Source organism: Mesorhizobium sp. WSM4819, assembly GCF_055811215.1.
The window spans coordinates 57,558-80,331 of record NZ_JBVVQO010000033.1; the positions used below are offsets into that span (position 1 = coordinate 57,558).

Sequence of the window (22,774 nt, forward strand, 5' to 3'; positions counted from 1 at the left end):
CATCGACCAGGAGCAGTTCATCCATGCCACAATCATCACCGGCTTTGGCATCCACCCGGTTCGATGCCGACGCGGAGGCCAAGCTTTCGGCGCTTCGGCGCACAAAATTCGTCGCCACCGCAGCGCTCGCGCTCTGCGTCGTCATCTTTGCGGTGGCCAAGTCGTTCGAGGGCCATTATCCGTGGCTGGGTTTCGTCGCTGCTTTCGCCGAGGCGGCGACGATCGGCGGGCTGGCCGACTGGTATGCGGTGGTGGCGCTGTTCAGACGGCCGCTCGGCCTGCCGATCCCGCACACCGCGATCATCCCGGAGAACCAGAACCGCATCGCCGATACTCTCGGCCGCTTCATCGAGGTGAATTTCCTGGCGCCCGAGCCGGTGCGCGAAAAGCTTGCCGAGGTCGATTTTTCCGCGCTCGTTGCCGACTGGCTTGCCGACCCCAACCGCGCCGCCGATCTGTCGCATTTCGTCGGCCGGCTGGTGCCGCAGACACTGGCGGCGATCGAGCAATCCGGCCTGCGCGGCTTCGTCAGCAGCCGCATGCTGGAGCAGATCGAAAAGGTGCCGCTGGCGCCGCTCGCCGCCGAGTTGCTGTCGGCGCTGACCGATGATCGCCGCCACCAAAGACTGTTCGACGAATTCACCAAGGTCGTCGGCCGCTTCCTGAGCGACGAGGCGGCGCTGGCGACGATGCGCGAGAAGATCCGCGAGGAATTGCCGTCGCTGTTCAACCTGTTTCGCGCCGACGCGTATCTGCTGAAGAAGATCGTCGCCTCAGCCGGTTCGTTGCTCGACGAGGTGCGGGCCGATCCCGACCACCCGATGCGCGCCGAATTCGACCGTTTTGTCCTGAGCTTCGTCGAGCGGCTGAGGACATCCAAGCAATACGCCAAGCGCGCCGAGAAACTGAAGCGCGATTTCCTCGCCCGGCCGGAGCTGAAGGCGCTGGCCGGCGACATGTGGGAAAGCCTTAGTGTGTTCATCGAGCAGGACGCCAAGGCGCCGAATTCGATGATCCGCGCCCATCTCGCCAGCATGTTCGTCGAGGTCGGCCGCCATCTTGCCGGCGACGCCCAGATCAGGGCCGACATGAACCAGGGGTTTATCGTTGCGCTGTCGTCGTTCGTCGAAAGCCAGAAGAGCGGCGTCTCGAAATTCATCGCCGATCAGGTCAAGCGCTGGGACCTTGCGCAACTGACCAGGCTGATCGAAATGAACATCGGCAGGGACCTGCAATATATCCGCTTCAACGGCATGGTCATCGGCGGCCTGGCCGGCGTCGTGCTCCACACTTTGGAACGGCTGTTCCTCGTCGGATGAGACGCGATGTGTGCGCGGCCGAATGGACCGCGAAGCTCCGCTGTTCTATTGTTTCTCTTCAGCTGCCGAATTCGCAGCAACAGAGGAAAACCACCATGGCAAAGCGACCGGAATCCGACACCTTCATCGACATGTTCGGCAGGTTCGGCCGCGACCTGAAGCTGCCGAACGTCGATGTCGAGGCGATCCTCAGCCATCATCGCAAGAACCTCGAGGCACTCGAAAAGTCGGCCAGGGCAAGTGCTGCCGGAGCGTCGTCGATGCTCTCCAGGCAACGCGAGATGCTGCAGGACACGCTGCACGAGATCGCCGACATGGCACAGGACTACAGGGCGCCGGGCGATCCTCGGGAACTGATGGCCAAGCAAACGGCGTTCGCCAGGAAATCCTTCGAAACCGCATTGAAGAATGCCGGCGAGGTGGCCGAGCTGGCCAGGAAATCCGGCACCGAATCGGTCGAGATCCTGCGCGAGCGCATCAAGGAGGCGATGGAGGAAATCCGCAGCGGCTACGACAAGAAGTAGGCTGTTTCCCAAGCCGCCGGACTTTTCTGTCGTCATCCCGGCTGGCGAAAGCCTTGGTGTTGGTCCCGCCGAGGCGCACAAAGTTCCTCTTGCTCGATAATCCTGTTGCCAGCTCTACACCGGCACTGGCGCGATCCGGTCGAGGATATCGCGGCGGAACACACTGAGCGAATTGACAGAGGCGGCCGGTTCGTGGTCCGGAGGCAGGGCAAGCGATCGGGAAAGCAGGAATGACGCAAATACGGCTGAGGCCGCCGCCGACCTACGAACAGCTCAGGACGATGACAGGGCAGGAGCTTGGCGTGTCGGACTGGACGACGGTCGACCAGAGCCGCATCGACCAGTTCGCCGATTGCACCGGCGACCGCCAATGGATCCACGTCGATCCAGAGCGGGCGAAGCGGCAGAGCCCGTTCCGCGCCACCATCGCGCATGGCTATCTGACGCTGTCGATCATCGGCGCGCTGGCGCTCGACATGGGCATCGTGCCGGAAAACACGCAAGCCGTCTTCAATTATGGTTTTGACAAGGTGCGGTTCCTGGCGCCGGTCAGGGCCGGCGCGCGCATCAGGCTGCGGATCACGCTGTTGTCCATGGAGGACAAGGGCCCCGGCCAGTATCTGATGAAGGCGGCCAACATCGTTGAGATCGAAGGTGAGAAGAAGCCGGCGCTGACCGCCGAAACCCTGGTCATGCTCTATGAGCGGCGGCGCAGGCGGGCAGGGCCGTGAGGAGAGCCAAGCGCCAACTGCGCCAAACTTCGGCCCCCGTGCAAAGCCCTCACAAGGGGAGAAGGGACAGTGCGGGAAAATTAACGCGACATCGCCTCTTCAAGCGTCCTGAAAATTCTCTCATCCGCCGACTGCGCGACGTTGAAGCGCAAGAAACGGCTGGCGGTTTGGGACAGGCTGAACGCATTGCCGGGCGCCAGCACGACATTGGCCGACAAGGCGCGACGGGCTATTTCCGCTGCATCGACGCCTTCCGGCAGTCTGCACCACAAGAACATGCCGGTCGGCTGGTCGATCCACGGGGTGATGCCGATCGCCTTCAGGCGGCTGCTTGTCTCAGCCATGGCGCGGGAAAGCCGCGTTCGCAGCAAATCGACGTGCTTGCGATAGCTGCCGTCCTTCAGCAGCGTTAGCACCAGTTCGCCGGCAAGCCGTCCGCTGCCGAAGGACGTGGCGATCTTGAGATCGGTCAGCCCTTCCATCCAGTCGCGCGGAGCCGCGATGAAGCCGCAGCGCACCGACGCCGAAAGCGTCTTGGAGAAGCTGCCGATATGGACGACGCGACCAAGACCGTCGAACGCCGCCAGCCTGGGTGCCGGGGTGTGTTCGAAGTCGGCAAAGATATCGTCTTCGATGATCGTCAGATCCGATTGGTCGGCGAGCTTGAGCAATCGGTGGGCGACGACCGGCGACAGAATTGAACCCGTTGGATTGTGAAGCGCGGAATTGGTGATGTAGAGGCGCGGCCGGTGCTCGACCAGCGCCTGCGCGAACAGCTCGATATCCGGTCCCGATGGCGTATAGGGAACGCCGACCACCTTGGCCCGATGAGCGCGCAACAGGGCATGGAAGTTGAAATAGCAGGGGTCGTCCACCAGCACCGTGTCGCCCGGTTCGAGCAGGAACCGGCACAGGAGGTCGATGGCCTGGGTGCCCGATTCCGTCAGCATGATCTGGTCGGGAGACGCCTCGATGCCGTGCTCTGCCATGCGCCGGGCGAGCAGATGACGCAGCGGCGGCAGCCCGAGCGGGGTGCCGTAGTCGGTCAGCGTGACATCTTCGCCGCGTGCCATTGTCCGCAGCGCCCGGCGCAATCCGGCCTCCGGCATCCACGCGGCCGGCAGCCAGCCGCAACCGGGTTTGAGCACGCCGTCGCCGGCTTCCAGCGACTGGCGCGAAACCCAGAGCGGATCGACGGCACGGTCAAGCCTGGGGCCGATCTCGGCCAGCGACAAGGGAGCCAACGGTCCGGCGGCATAAAAGCCAGAACCTGGACGCGAGCGGATGATGCCTTCTGCGGCAAGACGCTCATAGGCTTCGACCACTGTGGATTTCGAAACCTGCATGGTTTTCGCGAAAGCCCGGATCGAAGGCAATCGTGTTCCCGGTGTCAGGCTGCGCGCGGCGATCCTGTGCCTGATCGTCGCCATGACGCTTTCGACAAGCGTCCCGCTGCCCACATGTGCCGTCGTCTCCTCGTCCATCCGTACTGCTCAATCTGCCATAACAGTTTCATCAAACTGTACCTCATTGTCTCTGGCGGCGCCATAGGTCCGGCCCGATAGAGGGCGAGAACATCAGGAGCATGCGATGGACAAGACGGCGGGCGGCTGGATCAACGGATTCGTGGGCGTGCTGATTTTCAGCGGATCGCTTCCGGCAACGCGGGTTGCGGTGATGGATTTCGATCCGGCCTTCCTGACCGTCGCCCGCGCTGCCACGGCAGGCATCCTCGGCCTCGCGCTTCTGCTCGTCTTTCGCCAGAAGCGTCCGGAACGGCAGGATCTGTTGTCGCTGGCCATCGTCGCGCTCGGCGTCGTGGTCGGCTTTCCGCTGCTGACCGCGCTGGCGCTCAAGCACGTCACCTCGGCCCATTCCATCATCTTCATCGGCCTGTTGCCGCTGGCGACCGCGATCTTCGGCGTCATTCGCGGCGGCGATCGCCCCAAACCGGCCTTCTGGCTGTTTTCATGCCTTGGCAGCGCCCTTGTTGCCGGTTTTGCAGTGACCCAAGGCGTCTCGGCCTCGCCGTTTGGCGACATGCTGATGCTGGCGGCAATCATCGTGTGCGGACTGGGCTATGCGGAAGGCGCCGCGCTGTCGCGCAAGCTTGGCGGCTGGCAGGTGATCTCATGGGCGCTGGTGTTGTCGCTGCCGGTCATGCTGGCGCTGACGCTCATCATTATGCCACCGTCGCTCGAAAACGTCGGCCAGGCCGCGTGGATCGGCCTGGCCTATGTCTCGCTGTTCAGCATGCTGATCGGTTTTGTGTTCTGGTATCGCGGGCTGGCGCAAGGCGGCATCGCCGCGGTCGGGCAGTTGCAGCTTCTGCAGCCTTTCTTCGGCCTCGGCCTGGCGGCAATGCTGCTGCACGAGCAGGTCAGCCCCGCCATGATCGCCGTCACCGCCGCCGTCGTGCTCTGCGTGGTCGGTGCGAAGAAATATGCGAGATAGGCGCCAGCCCTTCTTCCTTCTCCCCTTGTGGGAGAAGGTGGATTGGCGCGCAGCGCCAAGACGGAAGAGGGGTGCTGGCCGGCGTGCTGTCGGTGCCAAGCTGGAGCACCCCTCATCCGGCCGCGGAGCCTGTCCTCGGGGTTGCCGGAGGCAAGACCCGTGGGCGGCCACCTTCTCCCAAAAGGGGAGAAGGGAGAGCCGCACGGCTAGAACTTCGTCACCACGCCGATGCCGATGCCTTCGAAGCCGCCCATCGCCATCAAGGCCGCGGGCGCCTCATCGAGGCTGATCCGCTTGCCGACCAGCAGTTCTGGTTTCAGCTTGCCGGTGCGGATCATCTCCATCATCGCCTGGTAGCGGTAGGCCTGCATGCCGTGGCTGCCGCGGATTTCGAGCTCGAAGGCGATCACCTTGTCCATCGGGATCTGCGGCCTGGCATGATCGCCGAGCATCAGCCCGACCTGGACATGGCGGCCGCGCCGGCGCAGGTTCGCGATCGAGTTGAACGACGTCGTCGGATGGCCGAGCGCGTCCATCGACATGTGCGCGCCGCCATTGGTGATCTGCTTGACCGCCTTGACCACGTTCGGCGTCCTGGCGGCATTGATCGTCGCCACCGCGCCGATTTTTTTGGCGAAGTCCAGCTTCTCGTCGGTCAGGTCGATGGCGATCACGTTGGCGCCCATGGCGCTGGCGATCATGATCGCCGACAGGCCGACGCCGCCGCAGCCATGCACGGCCACCCATTCGCCTGGCGTCACCCGGCCCTGGTCGACAATGGCGCGGAACGAGGTGACGAAACGGCAGCCAAGGCTGGCGGCGGTGGCGAATTCCATCTCGTCCGGCAAGCGGACCAGATTGGTGTCGGCATGGTCGATGGCGACATATTCGGCGAACGAGCCCCAGCCGGTGAAGCCGGGCTGGGTCTGGTGCTCGCAGACCTGATGGTTGCCGGAGCTGCATTCGAAGCAACGGCCGCAGCCGACGGCGAACGGCACGGTGACGCGCTCGCCGGTCTTCCAGCGGGTCACCTGGCTGCCGGCGGCCACCACGACGCCGGCAAGCTCGTGGCCCGGCACATGCGGCAGACGGATGCCGTCGTCGTGGCCCATCCAGCCATGCCAGTCGCTGCGGCAGAGCCCGGTCGCCTCGACCTTGATGACAACGCCGCCCGGTGCCGGCTCCGGGTCGGCAACAGTCTGGATCGTCGGCATCTCGCCGAATTTTTCGAAGACAACGGCTTTCATCGGCAATTCCTCATAATTGGATAGCGCTGCTATTCGGCATCGATCTGGTTCTCCGGCGCGGCCTTTTGGAAGGCCGGCAGCGCCATGCAGGCGGCGTGGATGCGTGTGACCGTCGGGTAGGGCGCTATGTCGACGCCGAAACGGGCGTTGCTGGTGACCTGCGCGGCCAGGCAGATGTCGGCCAGCCCCGGCGTGTCACCATGGCAGAACGTTTTTGTTTCAGGCGATGAAACAAGAATCTTTTCAAGCGGCTGGAAACCTTCGTTCACCCAGTGCCGGAACCAGTTGGCGACGTCCTCGTCGCCGGCGCCGAACAGCGTGCGCAGCGAGGTCAGCACGCGCAGGTTGTTCACCGGATGGATGTCGCAGGCGACCATCTGCGCCAGCATCCTGACGCGGGCCCGGCCAGGCGCGTCCTGTGGCAAAAGCGGCGGTTTGGGCCTGGTCTCGTCGAGAAATTCAATGATCGCCAGCGATTGCGTCAGCAGCGTGCCATCGCCCAGGATCAGCGCCGGCACCAGTCCTTGCGGATTGACCGAGAGATAGGCGGGCTCCAGATGCTCGCCGTGGCGCAGATGATGCGGCACATATTGGTAGGTCAGGCCCTTCATCTCCAGTGCGATCCGCACCCGGTAGGAGGTGGAGGAGCGGTAGTAGTTATGCAGGACGAGGTCGCTCATTCCTGCACATTCGGCCGATTTGGACGACCGAGCAAGGCATGGTCGTCCGGAAATTGCCATCTCCGCCCTTCGGCCAGCGATGGCGATGTACTATTTGCCAATAATCTGGCCATGGTCGCTGGGCTATTCTATCCTGCCCTGAACTGAAACGAACGCCATGACCGCAGTCAACGATCGCGCCCGGTTTCTGATCATCGACGACCACCCGCTGTTTCGCGAGGCGCTGCACAGCGCGGTGCAAATGGCCTATCCGGACGTCGACACCGTCGAGGCGCGCTCGATCACCGAGGCGTTCGAGCTCCTGGCGGACGCCAAGCCGTTCGATCTGGCGCTGCTCGACCTCAGCATGCCCGACGTGCATGGCTTTGACGGACTGCTGCAGCTTCGAACCCGCTATCCGCGCCTGCCGGTGGTCATCGTTTCGGGGCATGAGGAGCCAAAAATCATTTCCGAGGCGCTGTCCTATGGTGCTGCCGGCTTCATCCCGAAATCGGCGCGCAAGAGCGATCTGGCCGCCGCCATCCGCTCGGTGATGGAAGGTGCGATCTACGTGCCCGAAACCTATGAGGGCCAACCACCGGACGCCGACAGCACCGACCGCGCCGAGATGGTGCAGCGGCTTGCCAAACTGACGCCGCAGCAATTGCGGGTGCTGCAGATGCTGCGCCAGGGCTTGCTCAACAAGCAGATCGCCTACGAGCTGCAGGTCGGCGAAACCACCGTCAAGGCGCATGTCTCCGAGATCCTGCGCAAACTCAACGTCTACAGCCGGACGCAAGCCGTCATCGAGGTTTCGAAGCTCGACAGTGCCGAGCTGTTTCGCGGCCAGGCGGGGTTTTAGGCGTGCCCGTCAGGGTGAATAAACCGTCACCGAGAACTTACCTTTTCCGTCCAAGGACGAGAAATTACGGTGACAGCGCACCATTTTCTTGTCGCTCGCGGTCTTCTGCCAATGTCTTTGGGATCAAGCCAAGAGATGCGCCAGCAGGGCGCGTAGCTGCGCCGGTTTCAGCGGCTTGCGCATCAGCTCGATGCCGGCGGCGCGGGCGGCTTTGGCGACGGTCTCCGAACCGTCGGCGGTGACGATCAGTGCCGGCACGGCGCGGCCGAGACAATCGCGGACCTCGGCGATGGTCGTGGTGCCGAGGTCGCCGCCGTCGAGATGCTGGTCGGCGATGACAATGTCCGGCACCCAGTCCGTATCGCCGAGCATCTCGAGCGCGGCATCGGTCGAGGTGGCGGGGCGCACCAGGCATTGCCAGCGCTCGAGCAGGGATGTCATCGCCTGCAGCACCTCGACGTCGTTCTCGACCAGCAGCACCTTCGTGCCGAACAGACCGTAGCCGCGCGGCCGCTCCATGTCGGCGCTGCTTGCAATGGCATCGACGCTGGCGCCGATCCCGACCGGAACGTCGATGTGGAAAATCGTGCCGTGCCCGACTTTCGACGAAAACGTCACGGGATGGCCGAGTGCGGCGGCGATGCGGCGCACGATGGCCAGGCCCAGTCCCAGCCCACCGCCGGCTAGCCCGGCATCGGTCGGGAACGTGCCGCGGTGGAACTCCTCGAACACCGCCTCGCGCTGGTCGTCGGGGATACCGCAGCCGGTATCGGCGACATCGATGCGGATCGTGTCGCCGCGATGCCTGGTGCCGACCAGCACGCCGCCGGAGCGGGTGTAGCGCAGCGCGTTGGAAAGGATGTTCTGCAGGATGCGGCGCAGCAAGGTGCGGTCCGAGCGCACGACGGCGTTGACCGGCCGAAATTTCAGCGTCAGGCCCTTCAATTCGGCGACCGGCAGGAAATCCGAGCGCAGCGACGAAAACAGCACCTCCAGGCTGACGTCGCCGATATCGGGCTGCACGACGCCGGCATCGAGCTTGGAGATGTCGAGCAGGGTGCGGAGCAGATCCTCCATCGTCTCCAGCGAGCGCTCGACCTGCCGGACCAGTTTTTTGCCTTCGTCGCTGGTCTGCACTTCGGCCAGCGCCGAGACGGAGAGATGCGCGGCGTTCAGCGGTTGCAAGACGTCGTGGCTGGCGGCTGCCAGGAACCTTGTCTTGGACAGGTTCGCCAGTTCGGCGTTTTCCTTGGCCGCGCTCAAATCGATGTTGGATTGTTCCAATCTACGCAGTGTCGAGTGCAGTTCCTCGGTGCGCGTACGCACTCGATTCTCGAGCGAAATCGCGGTCTGGAACAGCGAGAACGCGTTGCCTTGCTGATCCATCGAGCGCTCGACGCGGCTGACAAGGGCTGCGTTGATCTTCTTCAGCTTCTCCAGGTCGTTGATGTCCCTGAGCGGCATAAAACCTCTTACTCCGCCGCCTGCCGCTCTCCGAAGGCGATGCCGGTGAACGTCTGGTTCAGATGCATCGACCGGTACTGCTCGCCATAGGTGCCGAAGCCGATGACGTTGTTGACCTTGTAGAGTTCCGAAATCTCCCGAAAGACCTGGCGGTTGCGCGCATCGAGCCTGCGCAGCACGCAGTCAAAAGCGAGGATCATGTCGATGCCGCCAAGCCTTTCCTCGACATCCCTGAAGGCGGCACGCGTCGATTCAACCATGTTCTTGGGTCGGGCGATGGACAGGACGACGCCATCGTCGATGGCGCAGAAGAACGACAGCGAGCCGTCCGCGTGCATTTTCTGGATCGAGCGGCAGTAAAATTCGCCGCCGACTTTCACCACCACCGGGTGCGAAGCGAAACTCAGCGGCGTCAGCATCTGCGGGATGACGCCGACCGAGGCGGCATATTCCTCGGCGGCATTGGTGGCGTTGAATTCGCGCACGGTGCGGTGATCGGGATCGGACGCGGTCACCACCAGCTTCTCGTCGGTGGGGACGAAATTGTCGGTCTTGAACACGTGGAAAGGAATTTCCGTGGTGATCAGCACGATAATGGCGCAGTCGCAGGCAACCTTGCCGTTCGAGATCAGCCGCGTCGTCTCGAACTTCAAATCATCGCCGGCCGACCCGCCGATCAGTGGAATATCGTCGAGCCCCCAATGGATGGCGGAGGTGACCGCTTCCTCGGCATAGGACAGCCCGTCGATCAGGCAGAGCGCGAAAGTGGTGTCGGCTCGCTCGTGCCCGACGCGGCCGCGTAACGAACGCCTCAGCGCCTCGACTTCGCCGGTGATCCCGTCCATGCTCGATGACGACAGATTTTCGACCATGGTGCTGGCTGCCGAAAAAGATGCGGAGGGAAGCAGCATGGCCATGACCTGGCCGTCCTCCAGGCCTTTGGGCGTAATCTCGCCGGCCGTCGAGCAGCCGGCATAGCGGAGTGCCGGCGCGTGGTTGTTCAGCGCTTCCGAAAGGGCGACGGCCTCAAGCAGGCTTTGCGAGAAAAACAGCAGGGCAAATCCAGCGTCGATGGCCGCGGCTTCCACTGCCACCGCCCGCGCGAACGCATCCGCGTCGGGTTCGTCGGTGGTGAGAACCGATAGGCCGCATGCATAGCGCGTCCGTGAACTGGCCAGCGGCTTCCTCCTCTATTTCCTCCGACGCTTTTTTTGTGCGCGGCTGTTTTTTTGTGCTCCTGTCGCGCCGGCGTCGAAACCATTGTTGTCTTCAAGTGCTACTTTGGCAATGAGCCAACATGACGGAATTGAATTTTCTACTGTTTTTGACAGCATCGGCGCTCAGAAACGTCAGATCCAAAACCACAGCGGAAGGGAGTTATCCATGGACGCCCAGGTCAGGAAGCTATTCGAACGCTACGAGCGGCTTTTCCGGAAATCCCTCGCCGGTGATGCCGACATGGACGAAGTCACGTCGGTCTATGCTTCCGCCTTCATTGCGGCGTCGCCTGCCGGCGTCATGGTCGGGAAGAACGACGACCAGCTCAAGCAGGCTATGGAACAAGGCTATGCTCGCTATCGAGCGATCGGCACCAAGGAGATGCGAATACGCGATGTTGGCATTTCGCCGATAGACGAGCATCATTGCGTTGCCCACGTCGCCTGGACGTCGATCTTTGCGCGCAAAGGCCAAACCGACGTCACGATCGATTTCGACGTCCACTACCTCGTGCAGAAACTGGCGGGAGAGCCTAAAATATTTGGCTGGGTGTCAGGCGACGAGCAGGAGGTTCTCAGAAAGCACGGCATCGGCTGAAATCGGCCTGGCCAGCACCATTGCCGCTGATGGCCGCAAGGCGGCATCGCCAGGCGACCATGGTTTCGCTTCGCTCGGCCGTTTGCCTGTCTTTGCGTGACCGAAAGTACAATAGGCGGATTTTCGGCCGAACTGCATTCTCGCAATCTCGGCATTCCGCGGCACTATTTCCCGTGCTCTTTGCGGTATAAGAATAGCGGACAGATGGAGGGCTCGGGCACCACCGACGCCAAAAACGACCAAGGTAGCACCCAGGGAGGTTTCATGTCGGAGATATCATTGACGGTGAACGGAAAGCGGGTCAGCGGCGCTGCCGAAGACCGGACGCTTCTGGTTCATTTCTTGAGGGAGAATCTCGGCCTGACCGGGACGCATGTCGGCTGCGACACCTCGCAATGCGGCGCCTGTGTGATCCATGTCGACGGCAAGGCGGTAAAATCCTGCACGATGCTTGCGGTGCAAGCCTCCGGGTCGAGCGTCGTGACCATCGAAGGTCTGGCGGACGGCGCCGACCTGCACCCGATGCAAGCGGCGTTCAAGGAGCATCACGGCCTGCAATGCGGTTTCTGCACGCCCGGCATGATCATGGCGGCGACCGACATGGTCAACCGCCATCCCGAAGGCCTCGACGAGGCCACGGTGCGGGCCGAGCTCGAAGGCAATATCTGCCGCTGCACCGGCTACCACAACATCGTGAAGGCGATCCTCGCCGCATCGGAGACGATGTCTTCGAAGGGCAAGGCCAGGCAAGCTGCATGAGGGCAGTAAGGGAGTAGGGCAGTAAGGCAGTAGGGGAATTCGGCTCAAATCCCTACTGCCCTACTGCCTTACTCCCCTATTCCCCTACTTTTTCGGGAGGAATTTCTGCGATGGGCATTGAAGGTGTTGGCGCTCGTGTAGCGCGCAAGGAAGACAAGCGGTTCATTACCGGCGCCGGGCGCTATGTCGACGACATGGTGGTTCCCGGCATGAAGCATGTGGCCTTCGTACGCAGCCCGCATGCGCATGCTGAGATCAAGAAGATCGATGTCAAAAAGGCGCAGGCCATGCCGGGCGTCATCGGCGTGCTAACCGGCAAGGAGCTCAAGGCCGACGGCATCGGCAATCTCATCTGCGGCTGGATGATCCATTCCAAGGACGGCTCGCCGATGAAGATGGGGGCGTGGTCGCCGCTGGCCTTCGACAGGGTCCGCTATGTCGGCGATGCAGTGGTCGTCGTGGTTGCCGAGACCAAGGGCCAGGCGCGCGACGCTGCCGAGGCGGTCGACATCAGCTACGAGGAACTGAAGGCGGTCGTCGACGCTCCGAAGGCACTCGAAAGGAGTGCGCCACAGATCCATCCGGAAGCCGACGGCAATCTGATTTTCGACTGGGAGCTCGGCGACAGCGCGGCGACCAACGCGGCGATCAAGGCGGCTGCCCACATCACCCGCATGAAGATCGTCAACAACCGGCTGGTGCCCAATGCGATGGAGCCGCGCGCAGCGCTTGGTCACTACGACAAGGCCGAGGACCACTATACCTGCTGGACGACCTCGCAGAACCCGCATCTCGCGCGCCTGGTGATGAGCGCCTTCTACAATGTCGCGCCGGAAAACAAGCTCCGCGTCATCGCGCCGGATGTCGGCGGCGGCTTCGGTTCGAAGATATACATCTACCCGGAAGAAATCGTCTGCCTGTGGGCCTCGAAGAAGACCGGCGTGCCGGTCAAATGGGTGGCCGACCGCACCGAGAGCTTTCTCACCGACGCCCATGGCCGCGACCATGTCTCGACGGTCGAAATGGCATTCGACAAGGACAACAGGATCACCGGGCTGAAGGTCGACACCATCGCCAATCTCGGCGCCTACATGTCGCTGTTCTCGTCATGCGTGCCGACCTATCTCTACGCGACGCTGTTGTCGGGCCAGTACGACATTCCGGCGATCCACGCCAATGTGCGCGCCGTCTACACCAACACCGCGCCGGTCGACGCCTATCGCGGGGCAGGGCGGCCGGAGGCCACCTATCTGCTCGAACGCACCATGGAGACCGCCGCACGCGAGTTGGGCGTGTCTCCGGCGGAACTTCGCCGAAAGAACTTCATCACCGCGTTCCCGCACCAGACACCGGTCATCATGAACTATGATGCCGGCGATTATGCCGCTTCGCTGGACGCGGCGATGGCCGCTGCCGATTATGCCGGTTTTTCCCAGCGCAAGGCCGACGCTGCCAACAGAGGCAAGCTGCGCGGCATCGGCATGAGCTGCTATATCGAGGCCTGCGGACTGGCGCCGTCGGCGGCGGTCGGCAGTCTTGGAGCGGGTGTCGGCCTTTGGGAAAGTGCCGAGGTGCGCGTCAACGCCGCCGGAACCATCGAGGTGCTGACCGGCTCGCACAGCCACGGCCAGGGCCATGAGACAACCTTCGCGCAATTGGTCAACCAGCGCTTCGGCGTGCCGATCGACAGCGTCTCGATCGTCCACGGCGATACCGACAAGGTGCAGATGGGCATGGGCACCTACGGTTCGCGCTCGGGCGCCGTCGGCATGTCGGCCGTTGTCAAGGCGCTCGACAAGGTCGAGGCCAAGGCCAAGAAGATCGCCGCCCATCTGCTCGAGGCCGACGAGGGCGACATCGTCATCGAAAACGGCGCCCTGAAGGTCGCCGGCACCGACAAACAAGTGCCGTGGTTCCAGATGGCGCTTGCTGCCTACACCGCCCACAACCTGCCTGGCGGCATGGAGCCGGGGTTGAAGGAGACCTCATTCTACGATCCGTCGAACTTCACCTTCCCGGCCGGCTGCTATCTCTGCGAGGTCGAGATCGATCCCGAGACCGGCGTGACCGAGGTCGTCCAGTTCGTCGCGGCCGACGATTTCGGCAACATCATCAACCCGATGATCGTCGAAGGCCAGGTGCATGGCGGCGTCGCCCAGGGAATCGGCCAGGCCTTGCTGGAGGGCACACGCTACGATGCCAGCGGGCAGCTTTTGACGGCGAGCTACATGGACTACGCCATGCCGCGCGCCGACGACCTGCCGTCGTTCAAGGTCTCGACCTCGAACACGCCGTGCCCGGGCAATCCGCTCGGAATCAAGGGCTGCGGCGAGGCCGGCGCCATCGGCTCACCGCCGGCCGTGATCAACGCCATCACCGACGCCATCGGCATCACCGATATCGCCATGCCGGCATCGCCGTCCACGGTCTGGGCAGCGATCCGGGGAACGAAACATTGATAAGCAAATAGCGAATAGGGAGTAGCGAATAGGGAACAAAGTGCGTGCGAAGGGGTAGGCCCTACTCGCTACTCACTACTCCCTATTCGCTCCTTTCCCCCGAAGGGAGAAAGACAAATGTACCCAGTCAACTACCACCGAGCCGCCTCCGTCGCCGAGGCCGTCAAGCTGCTCGAGACCGGCGATGCAAAGCTTTTGTCGGGCGGCATGACACTGATCCCGGCGATGAAGACGCGGCTTGCCGCACCGTCCGATCTCGTCGATCTTTCGCGCATCGAGGAATTGAAAGGCATTGAGGTGGCGGGCTACACCATCACCATCCACGCCGCCACCACGCATCACGATGTCGCCAGCGACGAGAAGCTGAAGAGGGCGTGTCCGGCGCTCGCCCATATGGCGTCCCGGATCGGCGATCCTGCGGTGCGCTACAAGGGCACAATCGGCGGCTCGATCGCCAACAACGACCCCGCCGCCGATTATCCGGCGGCACTTCTGGCCCTCGACGCCACCATCGTCACCAACAAGCGCGAGATCGCCGCCGACGCATTCTTCACAGGCCTGTTCGAGACGGCGCTGGAGGACGGCGAGATCGTCACCGCGGTGACCTTCACCGCGCCGGCCAAGGCGGCCTATGAAAAGTTCCGCAATCCGGCATCGCGCTATGCGATCGTCGGTGTGTTCGTGGCCAACGGCGCGGACGGAGTCCGCGTTGCCGTGACTGGGGCCGGCGACAGCGGCGTCTTTCGTTCGAAGGAAATCGAGGCGGCGCTTGCCACCAATTTCGACGCCGCCGCCCTCAACGGAGTGAAAGTGCCGGCGAATGATTTGATGAGCGACATCCACGCCTCCGCCGATTATCGCGCCAATCTGATCGTGGTGATGGCCAAGCGCGCAGTGGCCGCCGCCAACGCATGAAGGAGGGGAGTAGGGGAGTAGGGGAGTAGGGGAAACCGCAACTGGCAGGGCAGCGCCGTCGCCTCAGCCGGTGATCGGCCTGGTATAATAGCGCACCGCCTTCTTGCCGCCGTGGATCACCGCGTCGCCGACCTCGACGAAGCCGAGCGCGGCGTGAAAGGCATCCGAAGCCGGGTTGGGCGGCTCGGCATTCACCTCGCAGGTGACGATGGTCTGGCCGGCACGCGAGACATGGTCGAACAGATCCTCATAGAGCCGCCGGGCATGGCCGCGGCCACGCGCTTCTTGCGCAACGACGACGCGGTCGACATAGACGAAGCGCGGATAGCGCTCGCGGAACCACAGGAAGTTCGGGCTGTCGTAGCGGGCGTCCTGGTCGAAGGTCATGATGAAGGCTTCGAGCGCGCCGATGCGGCGCGCATAGAACGCCTCGCCGAGCAGGAAGGACAGGCGTCCTGGCTCAAGCCACGACAACTCGGCCGCGTGTTCGTTGTTGAGGGCGAGGATGGCGGTCTCGTCCTGCGGCGAAACCCGGTCGATCGGCAGGCGTGCCCGTTTGTTTTCTTCCTTCGCGATCATGCTCTCGCCGCCGCAATCGTCGCCGCCACCAGCGCCGCGTCGGTCACCGTGTTGCGGTACTCGCGGTCGAGGTCGGTGCCGCCCATGCCAACCCGCGGATTGCGGTAGCGCATGGCGCTCGGCACGTCCTTGAGTGCGGCGAAATGCATTTCGGTCAGTCCGGTTCTTTCCCGCACCTCGGCGATGTTGTTCGGGTCGAGCCCGCCGCAGCCGAGGATGATGATGCGCTTCCCCGCCTGCCGGACGAGGGCCGCCAGCAGGGCCACGCCCTCCAATGCGGTGTCGCGCTGGCCGCTGGTCAGCACGCGGCCGACCTTGCTGCGGATCAGCGCTTCCAGCGCATCAGTTGGATCGCGCGTCATGTCGAAGGCACGGTGGCAGGTGACGTTCAAATGCCCTGCCGCCTGCACCAAGTCGCTCATCCGCCTTTCGTCGATGGTACCGTCGGCATTCAGGCAGCCGACGACGACACCGGCCACGCCAAGCTCGCGCAACGCGCTGATATCGGCGAGCATCGAACGGTACTCGGCGTCGCTGTAGAGAAAATCGCCGCCGCGCGGCCGCACGATGACGTGGAATGGGATCGTCGCCAGTCCGACGGCTGCGCGCACCATGCCAAAACTCGGTGTGATGCCGCCCTCGACGAGGCTGGCGCAGAGCTCGACCCGGTCGGCGCCGGCGGCTTGCGCGGCGAGCAGGCCATCTATGCCTTCGACGCAGATTTCGATCAGCGGCAGGCGAGGGCGTTCGGTGTCGGTCACAGGGCGATCCGTTGCTGATTCAAGATTTGCAGCCCTTAGCATCGGGCTCCGTGCCGCAAAAGCCGGAACTATTGGCTCAACGCGACGGGTTGTTGCGGTTTGCAATGCGGCCAATCAACGCCTTCAACCGCCTCAACGCCGCCACCCGGCAGATGGTCGGCGCCTGGGGTGAGCCGGACCGGCTCGCCGATATGCGTCATGGCTGGTTTCGCGGCGGCGCATCATATTCGCAAATTGTGGGCGTTGGCGCGGACGAAATCGATGAACGCCCGCAGCTTTGGCGGGACGAGGCGGCGGCTGGGATAATAGAGGTGGAGCGGTTCGTAGGTGGGACAGAAAGGCTCCAGCACCTTGACCAGCGCGCCTGAGGCGAGAAGCGGCGCAGCGAGGCCTTCGACAGCAAAGGCCAGGCCAAGCCCTTGCGCAGCGGCGGTGATGCAGAGCGGCAGTGTGTTCACGACCAGACATGCGTCGGGCGTGAACTCGACCTGGCGTCCATCGACAACAAACTCCCAGGGCGAGATGGCGCGGGTGCGGGTGAAGGCGAAGGCGATGCAGCGGTGGGCAGCGAGGTCGGCGGGTCGTTTTGGCGAGCCGTTACGCGCGAGGTAGTCGGGGCTGCCCAACACCACCGTCTGCAACGGCCCGCCCAGACGCGCGCCGATCATATCCTTCTCGAGAAGCTCGCCGATCCGCAGGCCGGCATCGAAGCCCTGCGCGGCGATATCGACGAAATTGTCGTCGAAGATCAGGCTAAGCCGCACCTCCGGGTAGGCATCCATGAACGGCCCCATCAGCGGCTCGATCAGCAGCGGCGCGGCGATCCACGGCAGGCTCAGGCGCAGCGTGCCGGCGGGGCGGTCGCGGGTCTCGCGCAGTGCCGCGCCGGCCGCCCGGATCTCCTCGGCCGCTGGGCGCACGTGGTCGAAATAGTGGGCGCCGGCTTCGGTCAGGCCAACGCTGCGGGTCGTGCGGTTGAGGAGCCGCACCCCGAGACGCTCCTCGAGGCCCTTGACCGCCTCGCTGAGCGAGGCCGGGGCGACGCCGAGTTCGGCAGCGGCGCGGGTGAAGCTTTTTGCCTCCGCGACCTTCACGAAGGCGACGATGCCGCTGAACTGGTCGAGTCGCATTGTGAGGATATTCCAAATAGCCTTGTCGAACTCTACGGGTTTTTCCGGTGAACCAAAAGCGTCATGTTGGTCCGACGAACGGGCTTCGCTGTCGCGACGGCCCGAAAGGCAAGGAGACAGGACCGATGACCAGACTCGCTTCGCTCGCCGCCGGCGCTCTCCTGGCGGTGTCCGCCGCCCCCGCCAACGGCGGCCCGCAGGAAGACCGCAACATCCAGTTGATCAAGGACTATTACGCAGCCTATGCGACAGGGAACCCGGAGGCGGTTCGGCCCTTCCTGGCGGCCGACATCGTGTGGCGCATTCCCGGCCACCATCCGCTAGCCGGCGACAAGCGCGGGCCGGAGGAAGTGGTCGCCTTCTTCCGTGGCCTGGCCGACGGCAAATTCAGGGCTGAGCCGATCTTCTTCCAGGCGCAGGGCGATCTCGTCGTCGACATCCATCGCGGCTGGTCGAACGTCGGCTCAGGTCCCGAGATCGACCAGCTTTTCGCCCTGATGTTTCGCATCAGGGACGGCAAGATCGCCGAGGCGCAGAATTTCTTGACCGACATGTACCAGTCGGACACCTTCTACTGGACGCACTACAAGCTGAAGCCACTGCCCGGCCGACTGACGGATGACCGCTGAGACGGCGGCCTTTATCCGTCGCGCCGCGCTTTTCGTTCCCGGCCAAAGGAGATTTACGATGTTGAAAATCCTGACGCTGGCCACGGCAACCGCCGCTGCCCTCGGCTCAAGCGCCTTCGCCGCATCGCGCGTCGAGCGCGTTGCTTTCGCCTCGCACGGTGAGCAGATCGTCGGCGATCTCTATCTGCCCGAGGATCTGGACGCGAAACCTCGGCCCGCGCTGGTCGTGACCGGCGCCTGGATGACGGTGAAGGAACAGATGCCGGCCCGCTACGCCCGCGAGCTGGCCGACCGCGACTTCGTCGCATTGACCTTCGATTTTCGCGGTTGGGGCGAGAGCGGCGGCGCCCGCCGCCAGTATGAGGACCCCAGCGCCAAGGTCGCCGACATCGAGGCGGCGGTCGCCTATCTCGCGGCCCGGCCAGAGATCAGCAAGGACCGCATCGGCGGGCTCGGCATTTGCGCCAGCTCCGGCTACATGGTCACTGCCGCCGCCAAAAATGCCGCGATCAAGTCGGTCGCTTTGGTCGCGCCCTGGCTGCACGATGCCGAGGTGGTCGAGCAGACCTATGGCGGCAAGGACGGCATTGCCAGGCTTGAAGCCGTGGGCGATGCGGCCGAGGCCGCCTATCGCCGCACCGGCAAACAGGCTTTCCTGCCCGCCGCCAGCCTGGCCGACGAGCGGGCGATCATGTTCAAGGTGCCTTACTATACAGAGGCTGGTCGCGGCATGATCCCGGCCTGGCGCAACGAGGCCGATCCGGCCTTCTGGCGCGGCTGGCTGACATTCGATGCGACCCAGGCTGCCCGGCGCCTGCATCAGCCCTTGCTGATGGTGCACAGCGAGGCGGCTGCCATCCCGCAGGGCGCGCACAAATTTTACGGGCGGCTGACCGGGCCGAAGCAGGAGCTGTGGCTCGACAACGTCACCCAGTTCGACTTCTACGACCGCGCTGCGCCGGTGAAGACAGCGAGCGACGCCGTTGAGGCGCATTTCCGCGCCACGCTGGGCGGTGCAGGGGAGGCGGGACAATGAGCCCCGTCACCCGCCGGTTTGTTTTGGCCTCGGCAGTTCTTGCCGCGACGCTTGCCGCTCTGCCCGCCTTGAGCACCATGCAGTCCACGGCTGCGCTGACGAGCGAAGACAAGACCGCCATCGCCGAGGCGGTGGCGGGGATCGGCCTCTATGCCGATTTGCGCGAATGGGATCGGGTAAAATCCTATTTCACGACCCGCGTCACGACCGACTATACCAGCCTTTTCGGTGGCGAGGTCGCGACCAGCGACCGCGACGCGCTGATTGCTCAGTGGCAAGGCCTGCTACCGGGCTTCGACGCCACCCAGCACCTTATCACCAACATCGTTGTCGAAGGCGCGGGCAACGACGTGGTCGCGCGCAGCCATGTTCGCGCTACCCATTGGATCAACACACGGTTCTGGACGGTCGGCGCCAGCTATCTGCACCGGCTGGTGCGGACGCCCGAAGGCTGGCGCGTCAGCGCCATCTCGATCCATCGCTTGTACGAGGAGGGCGACCGCGCCGCGCTGGCCGCCGCTGCGGACCGGGTGGAGGCGGCGGCGAAATGACAACGCAAGCTTGCGTCGGGAATCGGCGCCGACATTGGTGGTCCGGCCACTGCCCGATCATTTCATGTCGATGTGAACTCGTTTTGGTTCGGGAGCTTTGCCTCTCCTGAACATGCCCGGCGTCATGCCATGCATGGTCCGGAACGCACGGGAAAGATGGCTCTGGTCGGCGAAACCTGACGCAATGGCGGCCTCGGCGAGGCCGAGCCCCTGTTCGATCAAGGAGCTGGCGCGACGCAGTCTCCGGTCGCGGATATAGGCTGCAGGCGTCAGGCCAATCGCCTTCTTGAAATCCCGGATGACCTGAAACCGGGTGACGGACGCGGCGTCGGCAAGCCGCTGCAGGTCGAGCTGCGAGCCAAGGTCGCTTTCGACAAGCTCCTCGTAGAGCGAGAACCTCCGTCGCGATCCCGAGCCTTCGATCTCCTTTACCCGCCCGCTGCAATCGCCATGCCGAACGATGAGATGTCTCAAGGCGACGAGCAGCGACGTCTCGGCTTGCGTCGCGTCCGGTGAGGTCGAGCTCTGGTGCGCTGCCATCAACGCTGCGGCGAGATCGCTGTCTTCGATATTCCGACGTGAGAAGACCGGAGTGTCAGCCCTGCCCAGCTCGTGGGCGAGGCCCGCCATCAGCGGCACCGGGGGATAAAACGTCCGGTAGGCCCAGCCTTCATCCGCACCTTGTTCCCCGTCATGCCACTCCTCGGGATTGACGACAGCAATGGTGCCTGCCGGAGCGACTATTTTGTGGCGCCCGATGCGGATGCGTTCGCAGCCAGCCGTGATCAGCGCGATCACATAGGTTGGGTGCGTGTGCAGATCATAGCGATGCTGCGTGAAGCGCGCCTTGAACAGGCCAAGCTCAGGGAAGCTGGGGTGGCGCCAGTATTTCCTGGTCTCTGTCGCGTCCACGGCTTTTGTCCCTGCAGCGGTCAATCTGGTTCAAGACGCCTGTTATGCGGCCTTCTAATCGTGATCCAAACCGCCCTTTGCGGCTTGGAAGGAGAGCATCATGCCGCATAATGACCCGATCGCCGCTCTGACTCCAGAGGTCATAGCCTGGCGGCACCACATCCATTGCAAGCCCGAACTCGGATTCAAGGAATATGAAACGGCGCGTTTCATTGCCGAGAAACTGCGCGCCTTCGGCCTCGACGAGGTGCATGAGGGGATCGGCGGCACCGGGGTCGTCGGCGTCCTGCGCAGCGGCACGGGCACACGCGCCATCGGCCTTCGCGCCGAGCTGGACGCGCTTCCCGTCGTCGAAAGGACCGGCTTGCCCTATGCGTCCAGGAACGAGAGCGTGATGCACGCCTGCGGCCATGACGGCCACGCCGCCATGCTGCTCGGCGCGGCCAGCCTGCTCAGCCAATCCCGCGCCTTCGACGGCACCGTCTACTTCGTCTTCCAGCCAGCCGAAGAAAACGAAGGCGGCAGCCTGCGCATGATCGAAGACGGCCTGTTCGAGCGTTTCCCGGTCGAGGCGATCTATGCCGTCCACAACTGGCCGGGCCTGGAGCAGGGGACGATCGCCGCTCGCGCTGGAGCACAGATGGCGGCCGTCGACAATTTCGAGCTGACCTTCGAGGGTTTTGGCGCGCATGCGGCCATGCCGCAGCTCGGCGACGACCCGATCCTGGCCGCGGGCGCCTTTGTCCAGGCGGTTCAGCGTATCGTCAGCCGCTCGGTCGATCCGCAAACCGCGCTGGTCGTCAGCCTCACCCAGATCCACGGCGGCAAAGTCGGCAACATCGTGCCGGGCAGGGTCTGGCTGCAAGGCACCTGCCGGTTTTTCGAGCCCGGTCATTCCGATCATTGCGAGAAGCTGATCGGCGAGATCGCCCACGGCATTGCCGCAGCCCATGCGCTCAAGGCCACGCTCGACTACAAGAAGGGCTATCCGCCGCTCATCAACACGGCTGACGCCACGGCCCGCGCCATCGCGGCAGCCGCCGCCACCGTCGGCAGCGAGAACGTCTCGACCGAGTTCAGCCCGAGCCTCGGCTGCGAGGATTTCGCCTTCATGATCCGCGAGGCTGGCGGCTGCTACGCGTGGATCGGCGTCGGCGATGTCGGGCCCGGCGAGGGCCTGCACGGCGACCGCTACGTCTTCAATGACGAGATCGTGCCGACCGTGCTGCGCTACTACGTCAATCTGGTCGAGCAGACGCTTCCCGCCTCGTGAACCGTCAGAGGGAAAACTGACGGCTCAGCGGGAATCGATCTGAATGCGATTCGTGGACGATAAGCCGGGAAGGGGTTAGGGCGAACCAACCCGACGCATCTCAGCCGGCTGTGGCCACGAGTTGCATTACGCGGACGGGATTTTCAAGCACTGTCTGTGCGGTATCGGCCTGATTTTCATCGACCTGCGCCATCACGAAAATGACGCCTTGTTCAACCTTCGGCTCACTCGGCTGTCTAGCAACATCGGCAGATGCCTGGAGAAGCCCACCAGCAAAGCCGCCGCAGGCCCCACCGACGAGAATTAAGCCAGCCACCGCTCCGACAGGATCAATGCCGGTGGCCTCAAAAGCACCCAGGCCGATTAACAGACCAGCGGCCGCGCCAAGCGCGGCACCGCCCGGACCACGCAGGACAGCCCTGATTTCGTCGTCGTAAGGTCCGATGACGCTGATCTGTTCTTGAGAAACTCCTGCCGCCTGAAGCGCGGCAACGGCACGCGCTGCCTGGGTCGCGGGAATCGAAAAGTCTGCTGATTGTTCGCATTTTGACACTGCCCATCGCATAGTCGCCCGCCCCGCAATTGGGAGCGGCGGGGGGGGGCGCCCCCCGCGGTGGGGGGACGGTAATATATTGGGGGGGGTGGGTGTGGGGGGGGGAAAAAAAAACGGGGGGTTGTAAAAGCCCACCTAGCGG

The 22,774-nt window shown here is 63.8% G+C and carries 23 protein-coding genes; 13 read left to right on the forward strand and 10 right to left on the reverse strand.

The window, feature by feature from the left end; genetic code table 11:
- The first annotated feature begins 23 nt into the window (after nucleotides 1-23).
- The 3 genes from AC0L18_RS24755 (at nucleotide 24) to AC0L18_RS24765 (ending at nucleotide 2,574) form a co-directional block, all read left to right on the forward strand.
- Nucleotides 24-1,319, forward strand: a complete 1,296-nt coding sequence (locus AC0L18_RS24755) for a DUF445 domain-containing protein (protein ID WP_473494570.1) — start codon at nucleotides 24-26, stop codon at nucleotides 1,317-1,319.
- A 95-nt stretch (nucleotides 1,320-1,414) separates the two neighbouring features.
- Entirely contained in the window at nucleotides 1,415-1,843 is a 429-nt protein-coding gene (locus AC0L18_RS24760) for a phasin family protein (protein ID WP_473494571.1), read from the forward strand.
- Nucleotides 1,844-2,073: 230 nt separating this feature from the next.
- Nucleotides 2,074-2,574: a MaoC family dehydratase gene (locus AC0L18_RS24765; protein ID WP_473494572.1), complete on the forward strand. Its 501-nt coding sequence runs from the start codon at nucleotides 2,074-2,076 to the stop codon at nucleotides 2,572-2,574.
- 80 nt (nucleotides 2,575-2,654) lie between these two features.
- Here AC0L18_RS24765 and AC0L18_RS24770 read toward each other — a convergent pair whose 3' ends face one another.
- Nucleotides 2,655-4,058 carry an aminotransferase-like domain-containing protein gene (locus AC0L18_RS24770; RefSeq protein WP_473494573.1) on the reverse strand — a complete coding sequence of 468 codons (1,404 nt, stop codon included), beginning with the start codon at nucleotides 4,056-4,058 and terminating at the stop codon, nucleotides 2,655-2,657.
- Between the two features lie 106 nt (nucleotides 4,059-4,164).
- Here AC0L18_RS24770 and AC0L18_RS24775 point away from each other — a divergent pair, with 106 nt between their 5' ends.
- Nucleotides 4,165-5,028, forward strand: coding sequence for a DMT family transporter (locus AC0L18_RS24775; protein ID WP_473494574.1), 864 nt, complete (start codon nucleotides 4,165-4,167; stop codon nucleotides 5,026-5,028).
- Between the two features lie 206 nt (nucleotides 5,029-5,234).
- On the opposite strand, the gene AC0L18_RS24780 is transcribed toward AC0L18_RS24775, so the two are convergent.
- Both AC0L18_RS24780 and maiA read right to left on the reverse strand, forming a co-directional pair.
- Nucleotides 5,235-6,275 (reverse strand): zinc-dependent alcohol dehydrogenase family protein, encoded by a 1,041-nt coding sequence (locus AC0L18_RS24780; RefSeq protein ID WP_473494575.1) that lies wholly within the window; start codon nucleotides 6,273-6,275, stop codon nucleotides 5,235-5,237.
- A 29-nt stretch (nucleotides 6,276-6,304) separates the two neighbouring features.
- On the reverse strand, nucleotides 6,305-6,955 hold the full coding sequence (gene maiA / locus AC0L18_RS24785; RefSeq protein ID WP_473494576.1) for a maleylacetoacetate isomerase: 651 nt from the start codon (nucleotides 6,953-6,955) through the stop codon (nucleotides 6,305-6,307).
- Between the two features lie 157 nt (nucleotides 6,956-7,112).
- On the opposite strand from maiA, the gene AC0L18_RS24790 reads away from it, so the two are divergent.
- Nucleotides 7,113-7,796 (forward strand): response regulator, encoded by a 684-nt coding sequence (locus AC0L18_RS24790; protein WP_023803603.1) that lies wholly within the window; start codon nucleotides 7,113-7,115, stop codon nucleotides 7,794-7,796.
- A gap of 123 nt (nucleotides 7,797-7,919) precedes the next feature.
- Here the strand turns inward: AC0L18_RS24790 and AC0L18_RS24795 are convergent, their stop codons facing one another.
- Both AC0L18_RS24795 and AC0L18_RS24800 read right to left on the reverse strand, forming a co-directional pair.
- Complete coding sequence (locus AC0L18_RS24795) at nucleotides 7,920-9,260, reverse strand: ATP-binding response regulator (RefSeq protein ID WP_473494577.1); 1,341 nt, start codon at nucleotides 9,258-9,260, stop codon at nucleotides 7,920-7,922.
- An 8-nt stretch (nucleotides 9,261-9,268) separates the two neighbouring features.
- Complete coding sequence (locus tag AC0L18_RS24800) at nucleotides 9,269-10,348, reverse strand: FIST N-terminal domain-containing protein (protein ID WP_473494578.1); 1,080 nt, start codon at nucleotides 10,346-10,348, stop codon at nucleotides 9,269-9,271.
- A 295-nt stretch (nucleotides 10,349-10,643) separates the two neighbouring features.
- Between AC0L18_RS24800 and AC0L18_RS24805 the strand changes: the two genes are divergently transcribed.
- The 4 genes from AC0L18_RS24805 (at nucleotide 10,644) to AC0L18_RS24820 (ending at nucleotide 15,208) form a co-directional block, all read left to right on the forward strand.
- On the forward strand, nucleotides 10,644-11,075 hold the full coding sequence (locus AC0L18_RS24805) for a nuclear transport factor 2 family protein (RefSeq protein ID WP_287177662.1): 432 nt from the start codon (nucleotides 10,644-10,646) through the stop codon (nucleotides 11,073-11,075).
- A 264-nt stretch (nucleotides 11,076-11,339) separates the two neighbouring features.
- Nucleotides 11,340-11,834 (forward strand): (2Fe-2S)-binding protein, encoded by a 495-nt coding sequence (locus AC0L18_RS24810; RefSeq protein WP_287055216.1) that lies wholly within the window; start codon nucleotides 11,340-11,342, stop codon nucleotides 11,832-11,834.
- Nucleotides 11,835-11,944: 110 nt separating this feature from the next.
- Entirely contained in the window at nucleotides 11,945-14,293 is a 2,349-nt protein-coding gene (locus AC0L18_RS24815; RefSeq protein WP_473494579.1) for a xanthine dehydrogenase family protein molybdopterin-binding subunit, read from the forward strand.
- Between the two features lie 117 nt (nucleotides 14,294-14,410).
- Nucleotides 14,411-15,208 carry an FAD binding domain-containing protein gene (locus tag AC0L18_RS24820; RefSeq protein ID WP_473494580.1) on the forward strand — a complete coding sequence of 266 codons (798 nt, stop codon included), beginning with the start codon at nucleotides 14,411-14,413 and terminating at the stop codon, nucleotides 15,206-15,208.
- Between the two features lie 63 nt (nucleotides 15,209-15,271).
- Here the strand turns inward: AC0L18_RS24820 and AC0L18_RS24825 are convergent, their stop codons facing one another.
- From AC0L18_RS24825 to AC0L18_RS24835, 3 genes are all read right to left on the reverse strand, one after another.
- Entirely contained in the window at nucleotides 15,272-15,787 is a 516-nt protein-coding gene (locus AC0L18_RS24825) for a GNAT family N-acetyltransferase (protein ID WP_473494581.1), read from the reverse strand.
- Nucleotides 15,784-16,590 (reverse strand): copper homeostasis protein CutC, encoded by an 807-nt coding sequence (locus AC0L18_RS24830; RefSeq protein WP_473494582.1) that lies wholly within the window; start codon nucleotides 16,588-16,590, stop codon nucleotides 15,784-15,786. Before AC0L18_RS24830 ends, AC0L18_RS24825 begins: the two co-directional genes overlap by 4 nt.
- Nucleotides 16,591-16,769: 179 nt before the next feature.
- Nucleotides 16,770-17,678 (reverse strand): LysR family transcriptional regulator, encoded by a 909-nt coding sequence (locus tag AC0L18_RS24835; protein WP_473494583.1) that lies wholly within the window; start codon nucleotides 17,676-17,678, stop codon nucleotides 16,770-16,772.
- A gap of 125 nt (nucleotides 17,679-17,803) precedes the next feature.
- Between AC0L18_RS24835 and AC0L18_RS24840 the strand changes: the two genes are divergently transcribed.
- From AC0L18_RS24840 to AC0L18_RS24850, 3 genes are read left to right on the forward strand one after another with little or no spacing between them, the layout of a single operon-like run.
- On the forward strand, nucleotides 17,804-18,307 hold the full coding sequence (locus AC0L18_RS24840) for a nuclear transport factor 2 family protein (RefSeq protein WP_473494584.1): 504 nt from the start codon (nucleotides 17,804-17,806) through the stop codon (nucleotides 18,305-18,307).
- Nucleotides 18,308-18,365: 58 nt separating this feature from the next.
- Nucleotides 18,366-19,343: an alpha/beta hydrolase gene (locus tag AC0L18_RS24845; RefSeq protein ID WP_473494585.1), complete on the forward strand. Its 978-nt coding sequence runs from the start codon at nucleotides 18,366-18,368 to the stop codon at nucleotides 19,341-19,343.
- Nucleotides 19,340-19,894 (forward strand): nuclear transport factor 2 family protein, encoded by a 555-nt coding sequence (locus AC0L18_RS24850; protein WP_473494586.1) that lies wholly within the window; start codon nucleotides 19,340-19,342, stop codon nucleotides 19,892-19,894. Before AC0L18_RS24845 ends, AC0L18_RS24850 begins: the two co-directional genes overlap by 4 nt.
- A gap of 57 nt (nucleotides 19,895-19,951) precedes the next feature.
- On the opposite strand, the gene AC0L18_RS24855 is transcribed toward AC0L18_RS24850, so the two are convergent.
- Complete coding sequence (locus AC0L18_RS24855; RefSeq protein ID WP_473494587.1) at nucleotides 19,952-20,806, reverse strand: AraC family transcriptional regulator; 855 nt, start codon at nucleotides 20,804-20,806, stop codon at nucleotides 19,952-19,954.
- A 100-nt stretch (nucleotides 20,807-20,906) separates the two neighbouring features.
- On the opposite strand from AC0L18_RS24855, the gene AC0L18_RS24860 reads away from it, so the two are divergent.
- On the forward strand, nucleotides 20,907-22,079 hold the full coding sequence (locus AC0L18_RS24860) for an amidohydrolase (protein WP_473494588.1): 1,173 nt from the start codon (nucleotides 20,907-20,909) through the stop codon (nucleotides 22,077-22,079).
- Nucleotides 22,080-22,179: 100 nt separating this feature from the next.
- Here the strand turns inward: AC0L18_RS24860 and AC0L18_RS24865 are convergent, their stop codons facing one another.
- Nucleotides 22,180-22,632 (reverse strand): hypothetical protein, encoded by a 453-nt coding sequence (locus AC0L18_RS24865; RefSeq protein ID WP_473494589.1) that lies wholly within the window; start codon nucleotides 22,630-22,632, stop codon nucleotides 22,180-22,182.
- Between the last annotated feature and the right edge of the window lie 142 nt (nucleotides 22,633-22,774).